Consider the following 20,524-nt stretch of genomic DNA (forward strand, 5'->3'; position numbering starts at 1 on the left):
TATGCGGCGGAAGCGCTGACGTCAGCGGGTGGTTTGCGTGCCGAGGACCCGCCGTTGCCGGTGCGCTCGTTTGAGCTGCACATGGCGTGGCGGGGGTCGCAGGATAATGATCCGGGGGAGCGGTGGTTGAGGTCGCGGATTCAGATGTTTTTTGGGGATCCCGAAAGTTTATAGGGACCATGTGGCAGGCTGTTTAGCTGATCATTTCTGCCCCTTCTCATCCCTGGGAAACTCATCCACTCCATTCGACGACGCGGTGCACCGAGACCTCTTGGAAGCAGTTGACCGCGTCCTGGCCTTCTCCATGTTGGACTCTCAGCGTGCAGATATTCATGAGCGCTACAAATCGCGAGAAACCCGTCAACCGCAGGGCTTTCTCCCGCACAACCCCATCATGCGCTGGGTGTCTTGAGGCACGAAGACCAGCGGCGCCACGATCTCCCGCACGCCCGAACTGTCGGTCAGCGGCGCGGCGTTGCCCATTGTGATTTGCGACGCGGCCTTCATGACCCATGCGTCGACATTCGCGTCGCCCGAACCTGTGAGCATCGTTACTTTCGGCGTACCGCTGTCTGACGTGAAGCGATAGGACAGCCGCACGCTCTTCTTCTCGCCCGTGGCATTGACCGCTTCAAACACTTCCCGGACAGCCAGCCGCCGAGTCTGCAGTTTGAGAAAACTCGTCAGCCAGATTTGCTGATAACGTTTCATTTGGTCTTCAGTCAGCGGTTGTCCTGCCAGACGCAGACGATTCATGGCTTGCCACTCTTCGTCGCCACAGTAACGGATTGCGCCCAGATAGAGTGCCAAGGCGCCAGGCAAATCCTGCGGGCCACCCTTGCCTTCCTCCATTAAACGCCCCAGCGCCAGCACGGCATTGTTGCCAGACAGGCGATAGAACTGGCGCGCCTTGGCATAGTCCACGGGCTCACCCTCGCCGCGTTCGGCCATCTGACCCAACAGCACATTGGTGGCCGGTTTAATCTTGGCGGACTCTACGAACAAGGCACGGGCCTTGCGAAAATCCTGATCGACGCCGTGCCCGCCTTCCTGATACAGCTTGCCCAGCATGGCCATGCAGGTGGCGTTGCCGTAACCGGCGAAGCGTTCGATATAACGCAAGTTGTCTCGGTTGAAGGGCTCTATACCGGCAAGGCCCATGCAGCGAAAACCAACGTGGAGGGAATCGTAATCAGCAGGTCGAAGCAGGCTTTGACAGCCCGCGAGGGTGAAGAAAAACAAAAGAAGGTAGGCTGGTTTTAACATGGCGTCCATGCGTCCTTGCGGTAAAAGCAAGGCATTATGCCAGCCTTTGAGCAGAGGATATCGCCCAAATAGTGGCTTTTGCTGGAGGAAAGACACCCGTGCAACCACCCACTGGCACTCAGGCGCACGCGGTTACAGCTGCCGTAGAAGGGGCGCTCACGTTGGCGATCACGCCGAAGCAACCTCGTCCCGCTATATCGAATCGCAATGCCGTAGCGCTGGCTGCACTCGGTGCTGCACTGAACGAATGATGCTGACCGATAAGCTCAAGAATCTCGGCCAAACCACAAAAACGATCCCTGCGAGAGAAAAACACTGAGTACCAGCGCCTGCCAGACTGGAGTCCTTCGGAAATCGCCATTGGCGATCAATCGCACACTCGATGCGAATGAGGGCAAACAAAAGCGTTATCAACCTGAAAACATTGTCCTGGAGCCCAATCAAAATGCTTTGCGGGGATCCGGATAGCCTCTTTCATTCCTGGCTTTTCAGAGGCTCGCTACCCGGCACAAGCGCTCCTTCTTGCAATTCAATCGCGGCGTAAAAGCGTATTCGGTGCCACGCCAAACGCCTTGCGAAACGCATGGCTGAAATGCGAGAAATCAGAAAACCCAAAGTCCAGCGCCGCTTCGGACACACTGCGTACCTGGCCACGCTCGATTGCTTCTCGGCTGGCATTCAAGCGCTCTTTCCAGATCTCTGCAACGGGGGTTTTCTGGTAGCGTGCGAAGGCCCGTGTAACGGTGCGGGTGGACACATTGTGGGCTTTGGCGATGGCTTCAATCGACAGGTCCGGCTCGGTCAGGTGGCGTTGGATGTACTGCATGATGCGGCCGTAGAGGTCCATTTCCTGATGGCTGGTTTTCAGGTCCTGGAGTTCCAGGCTGATTACAAGCAGATCAAGCACAGCACTTGAGTAACGATTCGAGATGCGCTCATCCTGCAGCGACGCAGGCGTGCTCGCGGCCTGGTGCAGCATTTCACGCAAGGGCACGACGCCTGGGCGCCGGTCGTCGAGGACCATCGCGGTGTACTCGGCAATACGCGGCAGGCGTTCGGTGAGCAACGCTCTGGGAATACGGATCAAGTGGTTTTCGGTACCACCCAGGCTGAAGCGAAACGCCTGGGTTGCGTCATAAAGAAACAAGTTGCCCGTCGCCAGGTTGGCTTTTCTTGAGCCTTGTTCGATTTGCCCATGGCCCTTTCGAGCGAAACCCAACCATAAATCTTCGGCCGGACCGCTGCGCAGGTGCTGCTCGGAACGCTCCCAGTAATGCAGCGGCGAAGACAGCGTACAGATGTCCAGCGCGCCGACTGTATTAAGGGTGAGCGAGCCATCAAAGCGGCTCTGGGACAAGGGTTTGCTATCGGCCGCCAGGCAATGACGACAGACCACTTCTTTCCAATAATCAAACCGACGTGTTGCAGGGACGGCAAGGGTCGAATACTGAGTGTTCGGGTTCATGACGCTGACCTCGACAACGATGCAATAGGCGCTCGAGAAGTTGTAACGTGCGGCCGATTGTCAGCCATCGAAGCAATTAACACGCCAAATGCAGTGGCAAGCCAGCTTCCACATTTGCACCGACGGGTGTCAGATAGAGGGAGGCGGCTGTCAGGCCGTCACGGGAGCAAGCTCCCTCGCCACAGGTCTCGCGTCTATGCCCGTTTAAGGGCACATCACATCACGCCATCAGCCCGTGTGCACCAGCGCAGACCACAGGTGAACCTCCGTAGCAGGACTGTCTTTGCCAACCAAGCGGTTGTCTCGCCTAACAAAGCGCGGCCTTCTCTGCCGGCCTAATTTCCACCTCGCAGCAGCTCATACCCCGCTGATGAGGCACGCCATGCATCGACACTCTGCACCACGACTGGCTGATTCCTCCTGGCTTCTGCAACGGCGCGACCTCGCGCCTGAGGAGTCGGCTTATTGGTTGATTGAATGGGGGGCCATGCAGCTACTGCACCGACGGCAGGTCGCCAAGCGCCCCCTGCCGCCGACGCGATGACGCCCACCCGTAGGCCTGAACGAAGATAACGAGGAGCTCAAGATGGAATCTGCAATCGACACACATCTGAAATGCCCACGCACCCTGTCCCGCCGTGTACCCGAAGAGTATCAACCGCCGTTCCCGATGTGGGTGGCGCGCGCCGATGAGCAACTGCAACAAGTGGTGATGGCTTATCTGGGCGTGCAATATCAAGGAGATGCCCAGCGCGAGGCGGCCTTGCAGGCTATGCGCCACATCGTCGGCAGTTTCAGCCTGGCAGAGGGCCCGCAGAACTACGATTTGACCCAGCACACCGACAGCAGCGGCTTTGATAATCTGATTGTGGTCGGGTACTGGAAAGACCCTGCCGCCCATTGCCGCTGGTTGCGCTCACCCCAGGTGAATGACTGGTGGAGTTCACCGGATCGCCTGGGTGAAGGCCTGGGTTACTTCCGCGAAATCACCGCGCCACGCGCCGAGCAGTTCGAGACGCTATACGCCTTCCAGGAAAACCTGCCCGGTGTCGGCGCAGTCATGGATGCCACCAGTGGCGAGATCGAAGAGCACGGCTATTGGGGCTCGATGCGCGACCGTTTCCCGATCTCCCAGACCGACTGGATGAAGCCCACGAGCGAGCTGCAAGTGGTCGCGGGCGACCCCGCCAAGGGCGGACGCGTCGTGGTGCTGGGGCACGACAACCTCACACTGATTCGTTCAGGCCAGGACTGGGCGGATGCCGAGGCAGACGAGCGCTCCCTCTACCTCGACGAAATTTTACCGACGTTGCAGGACGGCATGGACTTCCTGCGTGACAACGGTCAGCCGCTGGGCTGCTACAGCAACAGGTTCGTGCGCAATATTGACCTGGACGGCAATGTTCTCGACCTGAGCTACAACATCGGTCACTGGCGCTCGGTGGAGAAACTCGAACGCTGGGCTGAATCCCACCCTACCCACCTGCGTATTTTCGTGACGTTCTTTCGCGTGGCCGCGGGTTTGAAGAAGTTGAGGCTGTACCACGAGGTGTCCGTGTCCGACGCCAAGAGCCAGGTCTTCGAGTACATCAACTGTCACTCGCAAACCGGCATGTTGCGCGACGCCTTGCCGCCCACAGCCTGAGCGCCCGCGGCGTTTAACAACCCGGCTTCTACCGCCTGCCACCCTTCACGGGTGGCCCGGTCCCCTGTGCGAGGAATAAACAATGAACAAGATCCACCTGCTGACTCTCTCAACCCTGTTGCCCGCCCTCCACGCCAACGCGGGTGAAGTCGCGCCTGGCGATTACGAGCAATATCCGGTCGGCGCCACTATCGGTGCGATTTATTATCAGCACGCCACTACGGACTCGGCTTACGCCAACGGACACAAGGTCAGCTCTGACTTCAGGGTGACCTCCGACGTTGGCATCCTGCGTCTGCTCCATGTGTATGCGCTCAGCGACACAGTCACTATCGACCCGCAATTCCTCTTGCCTTTCGGGCACGTCTCCGGCGCAGGTGACGCCTCAGCACTGGGCAGTACTCGAGGCGTGGGCGACTTGATCCTCACCGCGCCGGTGAAATGGCGGTTCAACGAAGCCCGCGACACCCTCAGTATCGCCCCCTATGTGTATGTGCCTTCGGGGACGTATGACAAGGACGACGCGCTTAACCTAGGGGAGAACCGCTGGAAATTCGAACTGCAGAGCGCCTACGTCAAGCACTTCACAGAGAAATGGGCGATGGACCTGGTCGGCGGCGCGACCTGGTATGGCGACAATACGGATTACGGTGCAAATGCCGACCGCATGAAGCAGGACGTGTCCTACGCAGCGCAGATCATGGGGCGTTACATGCCGGACGCCACCACCACCTTTGGTATTGGCTTGGGGCGTACCTGGGGTGGCGAGACAAACATCGAGCATGTCAATCAGGACAACGAACTAGGCACCACCAACTTGCGTCTCACCGCCACCAAGTTCGTCACCCCCACCGACCAGGTGCAACTGCAATTGGGCAAAGACCTCTCGGTGGACAACGGCACCCGCGAAGACTTCCGCATGAACCTGCGCTACGCGCACATTTTTTAACGCCAGAAACTGCGACCGCGCGCCCTTGGCGCCTGGGTGTCCGGCTCAACCAAGTCGATGTCTTTCTCAACCAAGCCGCCGGCTGGATGCGCGGACTATCTTGAGCCCCAGGCTCGCTGATATTGAGCACGCAGTGCTCTTCGGCCACTTACGATAAGGACAGCCCAACCATGGCAATCGCTCGCCCCACCCTTGAACAGCTATTGGATATTTCGAGCAGCCTGCACATGCAACTCAGTGCAAAGCAAGCCGATGAATACCTGGCGCTTATGCAGGCAAGCTTCGACGCATATGACCTGGTTGACGAGCTGCCGGACTTCATCCCGCCGGTCCGTTATGAACGCAGCTCGGGCTATCGTCCCTCGGCCGCACACAACCCGCTCAACGCCTGGTACTTCCGCACCGAAGTCAACGGTGCGCGCGAAGGCAAGCTGGCGGGTAAAACGGTCGCCCTCAAGGACAATATTTCACTGGCTGGTGTCCCCATGATGAATGGTGCCAAGCCGCTTGAAGGCTTCGTTCCCGCCTTCGATGCCACGGTTGTCACGCGCTTGCTGGATGCCGGCGCGACCATCCTCGGCAAGGCAACGTGCGAACACTACTGCCTGTCCGGCGGCAGCCACACCTCCGATCCTGCACCGGTGCACAACCCCTTTCGCCAGGGCTTTGCCTCGGGAGGCTCGTCTTCCGGCAGCGCAGCACTGGTTGCCGCCGGCGAGGTCGACCTGGCAGTTGGCGGTGACCAGGGCGGGTCAATCCGCATCCCTTCCGCCTTCTGCGGCACTTACGGCATGAAGCCGACCCACGGACTGGTGCCCTACACCGGCATCATGGCCATCGAAGCGACTATCGATCACGCCGGCCCCATTACCGCAAACGTGCGCGACAACGCCTTGATGCTGGAAGTGATGGCCGGCGCCGATGGGCTCGATCCGCGACAAGCCGCGCCGCAGGTCGACGCTTACAGCGATTACCTGGAACGCGGTGTCAGCGGGCTGAGGATCGGCATCCTGCGCGAAGGTTTTGAACTGGCCAACCAGGACCCACGTGTGGCCTCTTGCGTACGTCAAGCCATTGCAGCGTTTTCGCGGCTGGGCGCGCAGGTCGAGGAGGTGTCGGTGCCTGAGCACAGCATTGCCGGTTCGCTATGGCACCCCATCGGCTGTGAAGGCTTGATGATGCAGATGATGCACGGCAATGGGGCCGGTTTTAACTGGCAAGGGCTGTATGACCTCGGGTTGCTGGACCAGCAAGCCGGATGGCGCGATCAGGCCAATGACCTGTCCGCCTCTCTCAAGCTGTGCATGTTCGTCGGGCAATACGGTCTGGAACGCTACAACGGACGTTTCTACGCCAAGGCACAAAACCTCAGGCGCGTGGCACGTGCCGGGTATGACGCCGCGTTGGCGCGGTATGACCTGCTGGTGATGCCCACCGTCCCGATCATCGCCCAACCCCACCCGCAGCCGGGTTGCTCGATTACCGAGTACGTGGCCCGTGCACTGGAAATGATCGGCAATGCCTCTGCCCAGGACATCACCGGGCATCCGGCCATGTCGATTCCCTGTGGTCTGGTAGACGGTTTACCTGTCGGGATGATGCTGGTCAGCAAGCACTATGCCGAAGGCACGATTTACCAGGCTGGCGCAGCGTTCGAGGCGTCGGTTGACTGGAAAAACTGTTAGCCGGTAATCCCGCGCAGCGCAAAAAGAACAAGCCGCCAGGCGCTGCCCAGAAGCTCAACGATGAGGAGTCAACTTATGAGCGCACATGAAGCAACCACATCAACACCGGGAGAACGCGCGCAAGCGCTACTGCAAGTGCTCAAACAGAAGGATCTGATCCCCGACGGTTACATCGACCACATGACACAGCTGATGGCACACCAATGGAGCCCGGAGAACGGGGCTCAAGTGGTCGCCAGAGCCTGGGTGGACCCGCAGTTTCGCGAACTGCTGCTCAAAGACGGCACCGCGGCGTGCGCCCAATTTGGCTATACCGGCCCGCAGGGTGAATACATTGTTGCGCTGCCAGACACGCCCAGCGTGAAAAACGTGATTGTGTGCAGCCTGTGCTCCTGCACCAACTGGCCTGTCCTGGGTTTGCCGCCGGAGTGGTACAAGGGCTTCGAGTTCCGCGCCCGACTGGTGCGCGAAGGGCGCACCGTCCTGCGGGAGCTGGGCACCGAGCTGCCGGCCGACGTCATCGTCAAGGTATGGGACACCAGCGCCGAAACCCGCTATCTGGTGCTGCCTGTACGGCCCAAGGGCAGCGAATCCATGGATGAAGAGGCCCTGCGAAAACTGATCACCAAGGATGTCCTTATCGGCGTGGCGCTGCCTTACGTGGCGTAAACGGTGCCCTTTGTTTTTTGCATTTTTCAGAGGTATTCACAATGGATGGCTTTCACGATCTCGGTGGGTTTCAAGGCTTTGGCAAAATCCCTCACACCATCAACAGCCTGAGCTACCAACCCGTGTTCAAGCAGGACTGGGAACACCTGGCCTACAGCCTGATGTTTGTCGGTGCCGATCACTTGAAAAAGTTCAGCGTGGACGAAGTTCGCCATGCCGTGGAGCGCCTCGACGTGCGCCAACATGTCGGCACCCAATACTACGAACGCTATGTCATCGCGACCGCCACCCTGTTGGTCGAAACCGGTGTGATCACCCAGGCGGAACTCGACCAGGCCCTGGGTTCGCACTTCAAGCTGGCGAACCCCGCGCATGCCAGCGGGCGCCCGGCGATCAGCGGCCGCCCGCCCTTTGAAGTGGGCGACCGGGTGGTGGTGCGCAACGAGTATGTGGCCGGGCATACCCGCATGCCGGCCTACGTGCGCGGCAAAGAAGGCGTGGTTGTGCACCGCACCGTGCAAAAGTGGCCCTTCCCTGACGCTATCGGCCACGGCGATCTGAGCGCGGCGCATCAGCCGACCTACCACGTCGAGTTTCGCGTGAAAGATCTCTGGGGCGATGCAGCAGATGAGGGGTTCGTGGTGGTCGACCTGTTCGAAAGCTACCTGGACCACGCCGATGGCACGGTGAACGCATGATGGACGGTGCCTTGGCAGGCCGACTGCCGGTGACGGTGCTTTCCGGCTTCCTCGGCGCCGGCAAAACCACCCTCCTCAACCATATCCTGCGCAATCGCGACGGCCTGCGCGTTGCGGTCATCGTCAATGATATGAGCGAGGTCAACATCGATGCCGAGCAGGTGCGGCGCGACGTAGCGCTGCACCGGGGCCGCGATGAGTTGATCGAGATGAGCAATGGCTGCATCTGCTGCACGCTGCGCGCCGATTTGCTCGAGCAGATCAGCGCCCTGGCACGCCAGCAACGTTTCGACTACTTGTTGATCGAGTCCACGGGGATTTCCGAGCCGATGCCGGTTGCCGAGACGTTCGCCTTCCTCGACGCGCAGGGCTTCAGCCTAAGCGAACTGGCGCGGCTCGATACTTTGGTGACGGTGGTCGATGGCAGTCGCTTTGAGGCATTGCTCGAATCGCCGGACATCGTGGACCGCGACGACGCACCCACGCGCCACCTGACCGACCTGCTGATCGAGCAAGTGGAATACGCCAACGTCATTCTCGTCAACAAACTGGACCTGATCGACGAGCCCGGCTACCAGGCCGTGCACGCGATCCTCGCCGGCCTTAACCCGAGCGCGCGGATCATACCGATGACTCAGGGTAACGTGGAGTTATCCGCCGTCCTCGGTACTCACCTGTTTGATTTGCCCAGCCTTGTGGCCTCGCCCGGCTGGATGAAAAAAATGCAGGCCGACGACGCACCGGCCTCTGAATCGGACACCTATGGCGTGACCTCCTGGGTGTACCGCGAGCGTGCCCCCTTTCACCCACAGCGATTACTCGATTTTCTCCAGCAGCCCTGGCGAAACGGGCGACTGTTGCGCAGCAAAGGTTACTTCTGGCTCGCCAGCAGGCACTTGGAAACCGGCCTGCTGGTGCAAAGCGGCAGGCAATTCCAATGGGACTACGTCGGGCACTGGTGGAACTTCATCGAGCAGGCGCAATGGCCGCTGGATGAATATCGGTTGCAGAACATCATGGCCAAGTGGGACAGCATTGTCGGCGATTGCCGGCAAGAGCTGGTCTTTATCGGCCAGGGCCTGGACACCCAGGCACTGCAGCACGCACTCGACAATTGCCTGCTGAGCGCTCAGGAAATCGCCGCTGGCCCCTCGGCCTGGCAAGCCCTGCCGGGGGCGACAACCTTTGACTCCCTGGCCTTATCGGCGCCGACGCCGTCCTTGTAGGCTGACCCCATTTGACCGAGGTAGAGGTGGCCGCGCAGCCCGCGTGGGCAAAGCACATATTCCAACAATAATAACCAGGTACGTTATGCGCGATTACGACTCAGCAGTCTCATCCTTCGATTATCTACAGCTGGCTGCCCGGGACTTGCACGGCGAACCCGGCGCCTTGAATGCCTGCATTGAATGCTGCGACCGGCATGCCCATGGCAATGGCGTGGCGTTGTATTGTGAAACGCGCGATGGCCACGCCACGCAGCACACCTTCAGCGAACTGCAGGCGCACGCGGCGCGCTTCGGCAACTTCCTGCGAGCCCATGGCGTGCAGCCGGGGGATCGGGTTGCCGGCCTGATGCCACGCACGGTTGAACTGGTGATTGCCATCTTGGGAACCTGGCGCATCGGGGCGGTTTACCAACCACTCTTTACCGCGTTCGGCCCCAAGGCCATTGAACAGCGACTGGACTGTTCCAACGCGCGCTGGATCGTGACCGACGCCCACAATCGTCCCAAGCTGGACGAGCTCTTCGACTGCCCCCACGTCATCGTGACCGACGCCACCTCACGGCGTCCCAGCGACTACGCGTTTTGGGATGTGCTGGAACATCAACAACCCGACTGCACACCTGAGCTGCTGGACGCCCGTGCGCCGTTCCTGCTGATGTGCACCTCGGGCACCACAGGGCCGGCCAAGCCGCTGGAGGTGCCTTTGAGCGCCATCCTTGCCTTCAAAAGTTATATGCGCGATTCAATCGACCTGCGCGAAGACGACCGTTTCTGGAACCTCGCCGACCCCGGCTGGGCCTATGGCTTGTATTACGCAGTGACCGGGCCACTGGCGTGCGGCCGGGCCACGCTGTTCCATGACGGCCCTTTCACCACGCAAAGCACCAGCCGGATTATCGCCAAGTACGGGATCAGCAACCTGGCCGGCTCGCCTACGGCCTTTCGCCTGCTGATTGACGCCGGGGCCGAGTTCGCCGACGCCGTACGTGGCCAACTGCGTGTCGTCAGCAGCGCCGGCGAACCGCTCAACCCACAAGTCATCCGTTGGTTCGCCGAACAGCTAGGCGTGGTCATTCACGATCATTACGGCCAAACCGAAATCGGCATGGTGCTGTGCAATCACCATGGGTTACGCCATCGGGTCCGCGAGGGTTCTGCCGGTTATGCGGTGCCGGGGTACCGGATTGTCGTGCTGGACGATGCGCACAGGGAGTTGCCGACAGGCCAGCCGGGCGTACTGGCGGTGGATCGCGAGCGCTCGCCCCTGTGCTGGTTCAATGGCTACCTTCACATGCCCACCAAGGCGTTTGTGGGCCGTTACTACTTGAGCGGCGATATCGTGGAGCTCAATGAAGACGCCAGTATCAGCTTTGTCGGCCGTAACGACGATGTGATCACCACGTCCGGCTACCGCGTGGGGCCTTTCGATGTGGAGAGCGCGCTCGTCGAACATCCGGCAGTCGTCGAAACCGCGGTGATCGGCAAGCCCGACCCGCAACGCACCGAACTGATCAAGGCGTTTGTCGTGCTCAATCGTGAGTACCTGCCCAGTGTCGAGTTGGCAGAAGTCTTGCGCCTGCATGTCCGACAGCGCCTGGCTGCGCATGCGTACCCACGGGAAATCGAGTTCGTCGAGCAACTGCCCAAGACCCCCAGTGGTAAGTTGCAGCGGTTCATACTGCGCAACCAGGAAATTGCCAAGCAGCAGGCACTCGACACATGAGGACGGCTCTCGCGCTCAGCCGCTCGGAGTTTCAGCGCAGAGCCCTGGAGCTGTTCAAGGAGCGTAGTTTCAGCCAGGTCAGCATGCGCGAATTGGCAGCGCATGTTGGCATCAGCCCGGGAGCGATTTATCACCATGTAGAGAGCAAGGAAGCCATGTTGTATGAGTGGCTGATAGAGCTGTATCAGGCGCTCTTGTCGCACGTCGACCGGATCAACACCCGTAGATTGACGCCGGCACAACGTCTGACAACACTGATCGAAGGCCATCTTCAATTGCATGAACAGATGACCGGGCACTTCAAGTTAGCGGTCATGGACGCCAATTGCCTGGGCGCTCCGATGCAGGCGAGCGTTGAGCGATTGAGGCGAGCCTATGAGTCGCAACTCATGAAGGTGATCGGCCAGCAGGGCCATCAGCCCGGCGGGCCGTTGCGTGAGGGGGCGCTCACGGCGATTTTGCCCGTACTGAACAGCCTGCCCACATGGCTGAGCCCGACGATTGATAACTGTCAGCGTCGGCTTATTACAAAGACCATCGCCGATGCGGTCATAAAGGCCATTAATTCCCTACCTTGAGTGCCGCTGCCCAGCTCTGAAATGGCAACAGCAATGCAAAGCCAGGTATTTTGGGGATCCATATAGCCTCTAAACGGCCCTTGCAGGCCCAATAGCCTCCTACACGCCTATCGCCTTGGCCAAGGCGCTTAGTCGCTCCTTCTCATGCTGCAGTGTCAGTGTTGCATGCGCGCGTGTGATGAGTTGGTCCGCCTGCCTAAGGCACGCCGTTTTGAACAGAACAGGGTTTATTTCGGCAAGGCTGATAAGGGCTTTCAACAGGCGAGCATCCACTTCGAACACACCTGCACCGTCTCTGCTGATCGGGGCGAAGAAATCCTCAAACAGATCATCGACGTTCAGCCCTCGAACAAATACCTGCTCACACTGCTGATCTGTCTGCCGGCCAGACCCGCCGGGCTTACCCCAGCATGTCAACGTTCTCACTCCCCGGCCAATCACATCAATAGCGGTACCTGGATCGTTGACGGCAGGTGACAACGCGCGCGAAGCGATTTCAGAGAGGACGCAGAGCCCGAAACGGGGATCGTGTTCGAATGTGCGACGGTTACCGATGGTCAGCGTAGACAGGATCTTTTCCCTGGTGGCCTGTGTGCCATCGTCTTGCCTGGTGCCCAGGCTGACCACGTGCAACAGTGGCATGCCTTCGTGTACGAAGGTTCCCGGCACCACCTCCAGGTAAATATGCGTGCAGTCATGCTGCGCGATAGCGCCCAAGGCCAACACGTCGATATGCTGCACATAGCCCGTCTGCTCACTTTCGATGGTCATTGCGCCGGGGGCCAGAGCGTGATCGGTCGGGTAGGCTGCAGCGCCGAGGCAGGGCCATTGGGCGCGTTGGCTGATGGCCGCCATGGCCGCTTTTTCGACGCGGTCGATGGTTTCTCCTACCCTGCCGAGCTTGGACAAATGGTCGATCCACCGCAGCAGGGTGTAGACCACCAGTACAACCACGGCGATGGTCACCGCGAACAGCAGCACGCGACCCTGCGCGCCGTAGGCGCCGGTGCTCAGGGCAATGATGCCTACCAGGCTGAAAAGAAATGAGCCAATAAACGTAGCGAGGGCGTTTTGCGTCGTAGTGTCTTCCATCACCAAAGTGGTGGCTCGCGGGGTCACACCACTACTTGCGGCACCGTACGCGGTGACCATCGTGCTCAACGAAAAGGTCGTGACGGCCAGCATGCTGGACGCAATGATGCCCAGAATCTTGTCCACCGCATCTGCACCGATGCGCGTGGGCAGGGACTCGGGAACGAAGTCTTTGAACACAACGGCAAGCAGTGCCGTAGCGACCCCTAGAAGCGAGAACAAGGAGGCTCTGAACCACAATCGCTTGGTGAGACGATGGGTTGCCCAGCGCAAACGGTCGATCATGTGGTGCCCTCGGTGACTGCGTTGATTTGAACGGAGTGTACATGGCTGTCGATACTGGCTAAGTTGAATTAATCTTGGCCATCTCAAAAATGGAACACTGCCCATGTTCGACCTCAACGAACTCTTCCTCTACGCCAAGGTGGTCGAGCACGGCGGCTTTGCGGCGGCGGGCCGTGCGCTGAACCTGCCCAAATCGACCTTGAGCCGCAGAGTCAGCCAGCTTGAAGCCAGGCTGGGGGCGCGGCTGATACAGCGTTCGACGCGCCAGTTCCAGGTCACCGATATCGGCCAGGCCTATTACCGCCATTGCGTGGCGATGATTGCCGAAGCCGAGTCGGCCGAAGATGTGATTGCCTTCAACAAATCAGAGCCGCGGGGCGTGATCCGCTTGAGTTGCACCACTGCGCTGCTCAACTACTGGGTGGCGCCGATGCTTGCCCAATTCATGGCCCAATGCGCCAGCGTCGAACTGAACGTGAAAAGCTTCAACCGCAAGGTCGACATCATCAGCGAAGGCTATGACATGGCCTTGAACCTGTGTTTCCCGCCGCTGGAAAGCAGTGAGCTGGTCATGAAGGTACTGGCTAAAAGTCCTCAGGTACTGGTGGCGAGCGCGACTTTTCTGCAGGACGCTCCCCTGCCCTCGCTACCGGCTGACCTTGCCGGGCTGGCGACGATCCATTGGGGCAACCCGTTGCTTGCGTACCTGTGGGACCTGACCGGGCCGGACGGCGCGACGGCCCAGGTCGCGCACACGCCACGCCTGGTCAGTGATGATATGTCGACCCTGAAAAACGCAGCACTGGCGGGCGTGGGCATCGCCAACCTGCCGCAGGTAGTCGTGAAAGACGAACTGGCCGATGGCCGCTTGATTGCCGTATTGCCTGAATGGCAACCCGCTGAAGGCGTGATCACCGCCGTGTTCCCCTCCAGGCGTGGGCTGATGCCGTCGGTGCGGTCCTTGATCGACTTTCTGGGCGACGCGTTTGAGGCGCCGTGATGCTCCCATGGATTGCTGGGAAAGTTCCTTGCACCCTCAGCAACAGTCTTTTGTCATCAATCACATTGATAGCTCCCTAACAAAACCCCCATGCTAGAGGGCTGACTCCGCGCTTATATCATTCCGAATGATAGTTACCTTTGCTTCATTCGATTCGTGACCTAGCACCTCCCCGCGCATGATCCGCCCATCTCAAATACATTGGCGGATGCACCTCATGGAACAGTCACTCAAACTTTTGCGCTTCCCCTTGGCGATCTTGGCCGTGGTGGTGATGAGCGCGTGCGGCAAGTCTCCCGAACAAGCGGCCGCCATGCCCCCAGCCAAGGTCAGCGTAGCCAAGGTGCTGGAACAGCCGGTCAACGAGTGGGACGAGTTCACCGGGCGCCTTGAAGCGCCGGAAACCGTGCAGATTCGTCCTCGGGTGTCCGGCCAGATTGACCAAGTCGCTTTTACTGAAGGCGCTTTGGTCAAGAAAGGCGACCTGCTGTTCCAGATCGACCCGCGCCCGTTCCAGGCCGAAGTACGCCGCCTGGAGGCCCAACTGGCTCAGACCAAAGCCGCCGCCACCCGCAGCGAAAACGAAGCACAACGCGGCGAACGCCTGCGCCAGAGCAATGCGATCTCCGCCGAACTGGCCGACTCGCGCACCACCGCCGCCCAGGAAGCCCGTGCCGCGATGGCCGGGATCCAGGCGCAGTTGGACCTGGCCAAGCTGAACCTGAGCTTCACCCGCGTGACCTCGCCCATCAGTGGCCGCGTCAGCCGTGCCGAAATCACCGCCGGCAACCTGGTGACTGCCGATACCACTGCGCTCACCAGCGTGGTCTCCACCGACAAGGTCTACGCCTACTTCGATGCCGATGAGCGCGTGTTCCTCAAGTACACCGAACTGGCCCGTGAAGGCCGGCGCGGCGCAACCACCCCTGTGTACCTGGGCCTGTCCAACGAAACCGGCAACCCGCACCTGGGCCAGATGAACTTCGTCGACAACCAGGTCAACCCGGCCACCGGCACCATCCGTGGCCGTGCGGTGTTCGACAACAGCAAGGGCGAATACACCCCTGGCTTGTATGCGCGCTTGAAGCTGGTCGGCAGCGGCACCTATTCGGCGGTGTTGATCAATGACGAAGCCGTCGGCACTGACCTGGGCAAGAAATTCGTGCTGGTGATGGACGGCGACAAGCCGGCTTATCGCGCGGTGGAACTGGGGCCGAAAATCGAAGGTTTGCGCATCGTGCGCAGCGGCCTGACCAAGGACGACACCGTGATCGTCAAGGGCCTGCAGCGTGTACGCCCAGGCTCGCCGGTCGCACCGGAAACCATCCCGATGGCCAGCAAGGAAACCCTCGCCGCCTTGGCCCAACAACGACAAGCGCTTGAAGCCAGCAACCTGGAGCAAGTGGCGCCGGAAAAACCCGCGCCCAAGCTCGCAAGCGTCGCGACTCCACGCGGTTAAGGGATACAACTCAAGATGAATTTTTCCAAGTTCTTCATTTCACGGCCGATCTTTGCAGCGGTGCTGTCGCTGTTGATCCTGATCGCCGGCGCAATCTCGCTGTTCCAACTGCCGATCAGCGAATACCCGGAGGTGGTGCCGCCGACCGTGGTAGTGCGCGCCAACTTCCCGGGTGCCAACCCTAAAGTCATCGGTGAAACCGTGGCCGCGCCGTTGGAGCAAGCCATCACTGGTGTCGAGAACATGCTGTACATGTCCTCGCAGTCCACCGCCGACGGCAAGCTGACCCTGACCATCACCTTCGCCCTGGGCACCGACCTGGACAACGCGCAGGTGCAGGTGCAAAACCGTGTGACGCGCACCCAGCCCAAGCTGCCGGAGGAAGTGACGCGCATCGGTATTACCGTGGACAAGGCCTCCCCCGACCTGACCATGGTGGTGCACTTGACCTCCCCGGATCAGCGTTATGACATGTTGTACCTGTCCAACTACGCGATCCTCAATATCAAGGACGAACTGGCCCGCCTGGGCGGCGTCGGTGACGTGCAGTTGTTCGGCATGGGCGACTACTCCCTGCGCGTGTGGCTGGACCCGAACAAGACCGCCTCACGCAACCTGACCGCCACCGATGTGGTTACGGCGATCCGCGAGCAGAACCGCCAGGTGGCAGCCGGTGCCCTGGGCGCCCAGCCTGCGCCGAGTGACACAAGCTTCCAGTTGTCGGTCAATACCCAGGGCCGCCTGGTCACCGAGGAAGAGTTCGAGAACATTGTGATTCGTGCCGGCGCCAACGGTGAAATCACCCGCCTCAAGGACATCGCCAGGGTCGAACTGGGCTCCAGCCAATACGCGCTACGCTCGTTGATTGATAACCAGCCCGCCGTTGCGATTCCGATTTTCCAGCGTCCAGGCTCCAATGCCATCGACATCTCCAACGATGTACGCAGCAAAATGGCCGAGCTGAAAAAGAGCTTCCCGGCGGGCATGGATTACCGCATCGCCTATGACCCGACTATCTTTGTGCGCGGTTCCATCGAAGCGGTGGTGCATACCCTGTTTGAAGCACTGATCCTCGTGGTGCTGGTGGTGATTCTGTTCCTGCAGACCTGGCGCGCCTCGATCATTCCATTGGTGGCGGTGCCGGTATCCTTGATCGGTACCTTTGCGGTGATGCACCTGTTCGGGTTCTCGCTCAACGCCCTGTCATTGTTTGGCCTGGTGCTGGCCATCGGTATCGTGGTGGACGACGCCATCGTGGTGGTGGAGAACGTCGAGCGTAATATCGAACTGGGCCTGGAGCCGTTCCCGGCGACCGAAAAAGCCATGAGCGAGGTTACCGGCCCGATCATCGCCACGGCGCTGGTGCTGTGTGCGGTGTTCATTCCAGCCGCCTTTATCAGTGGCTTGACCGGGCAGTTCTACAAGCAGTTCGCCTTGACCATCGCGATCTCAACCGTGATCTCGGCGTTCAACTCCCTGACCCTGTCCCCTGCCCTGGCCGCTGTGCTGCTGCGCGGTCACGACGCGCCGAAGGACCGCTTCTCCAAGTTCCTCGACAAGGTCTTCGGGGGATGGCTGTTCCGTCCCTTCAACCGCTTTTTCGAAAAGGCCAGCCATGGCTATGTAGGCACCGTGCGCCGTGTGATTCGCGGCAGCGGTATTGCCTTGTTCGTCTACGCGGGTTTGATGGTGCTGACGTTCTTCGGCTTTGCCCACACGCCGACCGGTTTCGTACCGGCCCAGGACAAGCAATACCTGGTGGCCTTCGCCCAACTGCCCGACGCTGCGAGCCTGGACCGCACCGAAAACGTGATGAAGCGCATGTCGGAGATCGCCCTTAAACAACCCGGCGTGGAAGCCGCAATTGCCTTCCCGGGCCTGTCGATCAACGGGTTCACCAACAGCCCGAACAGCGGCATCGTGTTCGTAACCTTGAAGCCCTTTGATGAGCGCAAAGACCCAAGCATGTCTGCCGGTGCGATTGCCGGTGCACTGAACGGCCAATACGCCAATATCGAAGAAGCCTACATGGCGATCTTCCCGCCGCCGCCGGTACAAGGCCTGGGCACCATCGGCGGGTTCCGTCTGCAGATCGAAGACCGTGGCAACCTCGGCTATGACGAGCTGTACAAAGAAGTGCAGAACGTGATCGCCAAGAGCCACGGCGTGCCTGAACTGTTCGGCCTGTTCACCAGCTACACAGTGAACGTGCCGCAAGTCGACGCCGCCATTGACCGCGAAAAGGCCAAGACCCACGGCGTGGCGATCAGCGACATCTTCGACACGCTGCAGGTCTACCTGGGCTCGTTGTATGCCAACGACTTCAACCGCTTCGGGCGTACCTACCAGGTCAACGTGCAGGCCGAGCAACAGTTCCGCCAGGACTCTGACCAGATCGGCCAACTGAAAGTGCGTAACAACAAAGGCGAGATGATCCCGCTGGCGACCTTTATCAAGGTCAGCGACACCTCGGGCCCGGACCGCGTCATGCACTACAACGGCTTCATCACCGCAGAAATCAACGGCAACGCCGCGCCGGGCTACAGCTCCGGCCAGGCCCAGGCCGCGATTGAAAAACTGCTCAAAGATGAACTGCCCAACGGCATGACCTACGAGTGGACCGACCTGACCTATCAGCAAATCCTCTCGGGCAATACTGCGCTGTTCGTGTTCCCGCTCTGCGTACTGCTGGCGTTCCTGGTGCTCGCCGCCCAATACGAAAGCTGGAGCCTGCCGCTGGCGGTGATCCTGATCGTACCGATGACGCTGCTGTCGGCCATTACCGGGGTAATCATCTCGGGCGGCGACAACAACATCTTCACCCAGATCGGCCTGATCGTACTGGTGGGCCTGGCGTGCAAGAACGCGATTCTGATCGTCGAATTTGCCAAGGATAAACAGCAGGAAGGCCTCGATCCGCTCGCCGCGGTACTGGAAGCCTGCCGCCTGCGTCTGCGGCCGATCCTGATGACCTCGTTCGCGTTCATCATGGGTGTGGTGCCGTTGGTGCTCTCCAGCGGTGCCGGCGCCGAGATGCGCCATGCCATGGGCGTGGCGGTGTTCTCCGGGATGATCGGTGTGACCTTCTTCGGTCTGTTGCTGACACCAGTGTTCTACGTACTGATCCGTCGCTATGTCGAGCGCAGTGAAGCGCGCAAAGCGGCCAAGGCCTTGAAGCTGGAGACACAGCAATGAGTGTGAAAGTATTCCTGCCGAGCCTGTTGGTGCTGGCGCTCGCCGCCTGTGCCGTAGGCCCGGACTACAAGACCCAGCAACTGGAGGCGGCCAATATCACGGCCGCCGCCGACACCAAGAGCTACGACCACGCCAAATACGAAGGCATCTGGTGGCAGCAGTTCGACGACCCGACCCTCAACCAACTGGTGACCCAGTCCCTGAGCGGCAACCGCGACCTGCGCGTGGCCTTCGCCCGTCTGCGGGCGGCACGGGCCATCCGTGATGATGCGGCCAACGACATCATGCCGGTGGTCACCTCCCGCGCCAGCAGCGATGTGGGCAAGGGCCAGATTCCTGGCCAGACCACCAAACGCGTCAACAGCGAGCGCTACGACCTGGGCCTGGACATGGCCTGGGAAGTGGATTTGTTCGGACGTATCCGCCGCAACCTGGAAGCCAGTGACGCCGACCAACAGGTGGCCGAAGCCGACCTGTACCAGCTGCAAGTCACCATGATTGCCGAGCTGGTGGATGCCTACGGCCAACTGCGCGGTGCGCAACTGCGCGAACGTATTGCCCTGGACAACCTGAAGAACCAGCAGGAGTCGCGTGCCATCACCGTCAGCCTGCGTGATGCTGGCGTGGGTGATCAGCTCGACGTGGAACGTGCCGATGCGCGCCTGGCGGCGGTGGAAGCCAGCGTGCCGCAACTGCAGGCCGAACAAGTGCGCGAGCGCAACCGCATCGCCACCCTCCTCGGCCAGCGCCCCGACAAGCTGAGCGTGGACCTGAGCCCGAAAGACTTGCCAGCGATTGCCAAGGCGTTGCCGATTGGCGACCCAGGGCAACTGCTGCAACGGCGCCCGGACATCCTCAGCGCCGAACGCAAACTGGCCGCCGCCACCGCACGTATCGGCGTGGCCAAGGCCGACCTGTTCCCACGGGTGAGCCTCAGCGGTTTCCTCGGATTCACCGCCGGGCGCGGTTCGCAGATCGGCTCGGCCGCCGCGAATGCCTGGTCTCTAGGGCCGAGCATCACTTGGGCCGCGTTTGACCTGGGCAGCGTACGCGCGCGTTTGCGTGGCGCGAATGCCGAAGCCGATGGCGCACTGGCGACCTATGAACAGCAAGTGTTGCTGGCATTGGAAGAGTCTGAAAACGCCTTCAGCGACTACGGCAAGCGCCAGCAACGTTTGGTCTCGCTGATCCGCCAAAGCGAATCCAGCCGCGCCGCCGCCGACCTTGCGGCGATCCGCTACCGCGAAGGCACCGTGGACTTCCTGGTCCTGCTCGACGCCCAGCGCGAACGCCTGGCCGCCGAAGACGCCCAGGCCCAGGCCGAAGTCGACCTGTATCGCGGCATCGTCGCAATCTACAAGGCCCTTGGGGGTGGTTGGCAGCCGGATACAGTGGTGGCTAGCAGCAAGTGATGTAAAGAGCTCCTTTGGTTGGTCGCATCCAGCCAATTTTTAGCCCTGCGATCCATTCGGTCGCGGGGCTTTTTTTTAGCCTGGCATTAGCGGATCAATCAATTTGGCCTACGTGTAATACTTATCTGAAAGAAGCTTCCCAAATATTCAAACAGGTTAAATATCTGTCGCAAG

Annotated in this window: 15 protein-coding genes and 1 pseudogene; 13 read left to right on the forward strand and 3 right to left on the reverse strand. The window is 60.3% G+C overall.

Annotation, left to right across the window (positions count from 1 at the left end; translation table 11 throughout):
• Positions 1 to 174 (forward strand): annotated as a pseudogene (locus tag OC445_RS20695) (LysR family transcriptional regulator); the annotation flags it as partial.
• A 186-nt stretch (positions 175 to 360) separates the two neighbouring features.
• Here the strand turns inward: OC445_RS20695 and OC445_RS20700 are convergent.
• The gene (locus OC445_RS20700) at positions 361 to 1,266 is read right to left on the reverse strand and encodes a tetratricopeptide repeat protein (protein ID WP_169918805.1); all 906 of its coding nucleotides are present in this window, start codon (positions 1,264 to 1,266) and stop codon (positions 361 to 363) included.
• Positions 1,267 to 1,795: 529 nt separating this feature from the next.
• Positions 1,796 to 2,731: a helix-turn-helix domain-containing protein gene (locus OC445_RS20705; RefSeq protein ID WP_003191111.1), complete on the reverse strand. Its 936-nt coding sequence runs from the start codon at positions 2,729 to 2,731 to the stop codon at positions 1,796 to 1,798.
• 586 nt (positions 2,732 to 3,317) lie between these two features.
• Between OC445_RS20705 and OC445_RS20710 the strand changes: the two genes are divergently transcribed.
• The 8 genes from OC445_RS20710 (at position 3,318) to OC445_RS20745 (ending at position 11,907) form a co-directional block, all read left to right on the forward strand.
• The gene (locus OC445_RS20710; protein WP_197880418.1) at positions 3,318 to 4,376 is read left to right on the forward strand and encodes a phenylacetaldoxime dehydratase family protein; all 1,059 of its coding nucleotides are present in this window, start codon (positions 3,318 to 3,320) and stop codon (positions 4,374 to 4,376) included.
• An 82-nt stretch (positions 4,377 to 4,458) separates the two neighbouring features.
• Positions 4,459 to 5,325 carry a transporter gene (locus OC445_RS20715; RefSeq protein ID WP_198791626.1) on the forward strand — a complete coding sequence of 289 codons (867 nt, stop codon included), beginning with the start codon at positions 4,459 to 4,461 and terminating at the stop codon, positions 5,323 to 5,325.
• Between the two features lie 170 nt (positions 5,326 to 5,495).
• The gene (locus OC445_RS20720; protein ID WP_034127374.1) at positions 5,496 to 7,010 is read left to right on the forward strand and encodes an amidase; all 1,515 of its coding nucleotides are present in this window, start codon (positions 5,496 to 5,498) and stop codon (positions 7,008 to 7,010) included.
• A gap of 75 nt (positions 7,011 to 7,085) precedes the next feature.
• A complete protein-coding gene (gene nthA / locus OC445_RS20725; protein WP_054895913.1) occupies positions 7,086 to 7,679 on the forward strand; it encodes a nitrile hydratase subunit alpha in 594 nt (197 codons plus the stop codon).
• Between the two features lie 41 nt (positions 7,680 to 7,720).
• Positions 7,721 to 8,377, forward strand: a complete 657-nt coding sequence (gene nthB, locus OC445_RS20730; RefSeq protein WP_072448584.1) for a nitrile hydratase subunit beta — start codon at positions 7,721 to 7,723, stop codon at positions 8,375 to 8,377.
• Entirely contained in the window at positions 8,374 to 9,603 is a 1,230-nt protein-coding gene (locus OC445_RS20735; RefSeq protein WP_198791627.1) for a GTP-binding protein, read from the forward strand. Before nthB ends, OC445_RS20735 begins: the two co-directional genes overlap by 4 nt.
• A gap of 85 nt (positions 9,604 to 9,688) precedes the next feature.
• Entirely contained in the window at positions 9,689 to 11,329 is a 1,641-nt protein-coding gene (locus OC445_RS20740) for an AMP-binding protein (protein WP_057977309.1), read from the forward strand.
• Positions 11,326 to 11,907, forward strand: a complete 582-nt coding sequence (locus OC445_RS20745) for a TetR/AcrR family transcriptional regulator (RefSeq protein ID WP_034127369.1) — start codon at positions 11,326 to 11,328, stop codon at positions 11,905 to 11,907. The genes OC445_RS20740 and OC445_RS20745 overlap by 4 nt, the downstream gene beginning before the upstream one ends.
• A gap of 99 nt (positions 11,908 to 12,006) precedes the next feature.
• On the opposite strand, the gene OC445_RS20750 is transcribed toward OC445_RS20745, so the two are convergent.
• Positions 12,007 to 13,284 carry a DUF2254 domain-containing protein gene (locus OC445_RS20750; RefSeq protein WP_072448588.1) on the reverse strand — a complete coding sequence of 426 codons (1,278 nt, stop codon included), beginning with the start codon at positions 13,282 to 13,284 and terminating at the stop codon, positions 12,007 to 12,009.
• A 103-nt stretch (positions 13,285 to 13,387) separates the two neighbouring features.
• Between OC445_RS20750 and OC445_RS20755 the strand changes: the two genes are divergently transcribed.
• The 4 genes from OC445_RS20755 (at position 13,388) to OC445_RS20770 (ending at position 20,350) form a co-directional block, all read left to right on the forward strand.
• Positions 13,388 to 14,284 (forward strand): LysR substrate-binding domain-containing protein, encoded by an 897-nt coding sequence (locus tag OC445_RS20755; RefSeq protein WP_054895919.1) that lies wholly within the window; start codon positions 13,388 to 13,390, stop codon positions 14,282 to 14,284.
• A gap of 217 nt (positions 14,285 to 14,501) precedes the next feature.
• Positions 14,502 to 15,743, forward strand: a complete 1,242-nt coding sequence (gene mexE / locus OC445_RS20760; protein ID WP_038452140.1) for a multidrug efflux RND transporter periplasmic adaptor subunit MexE — start codon at positions 14,502 to 14,504, stop codon at positions 15,741 to 15,743.
• Positions 15,744 to 15,758: 15 nt separating this feature from the next.
• On the forward strand, positions 15,759 to 18,938 hold the full coding sequence (locus OC445_RS20765) for an efflux RND transporter permease subunit (RefSeq protein ID WP_034127367.1): 3,180 nt from the start codon (positions 15,759 to 15,761) through the stop codon (positions 18,936 to 18,938).
• Positions 18,935 to 20,350 (forward strand): efflux transporter outer membrane subunit, encoded by a 1,416-nt coding sequence (locus OC445_RS20770; protein ID WP_034127366.1) that lies wholly within the window; start codon positions 18,935 to 18,937, stop codon positions 20,348 to 20,350. Before OC445_RS20765 ends, OC445_RS20770 begins: the two co-directional genes overlap by 4 nt.
• The last annotated feature ends 174 nt before the right edge of the window (positions 20,351 to 20,524 follow it).

Origin of the sequence: Pseudomonas sp. Pse35, from assembly GCF_024519715.1 — a bacterium.
GTDB lineage: Bacteria > Pseudomonadota > Gammaproteobacteria > Pseudomonadales > Pseudomonadaceae > Aquipseudomonas > Aquipseudomonas paracarnis.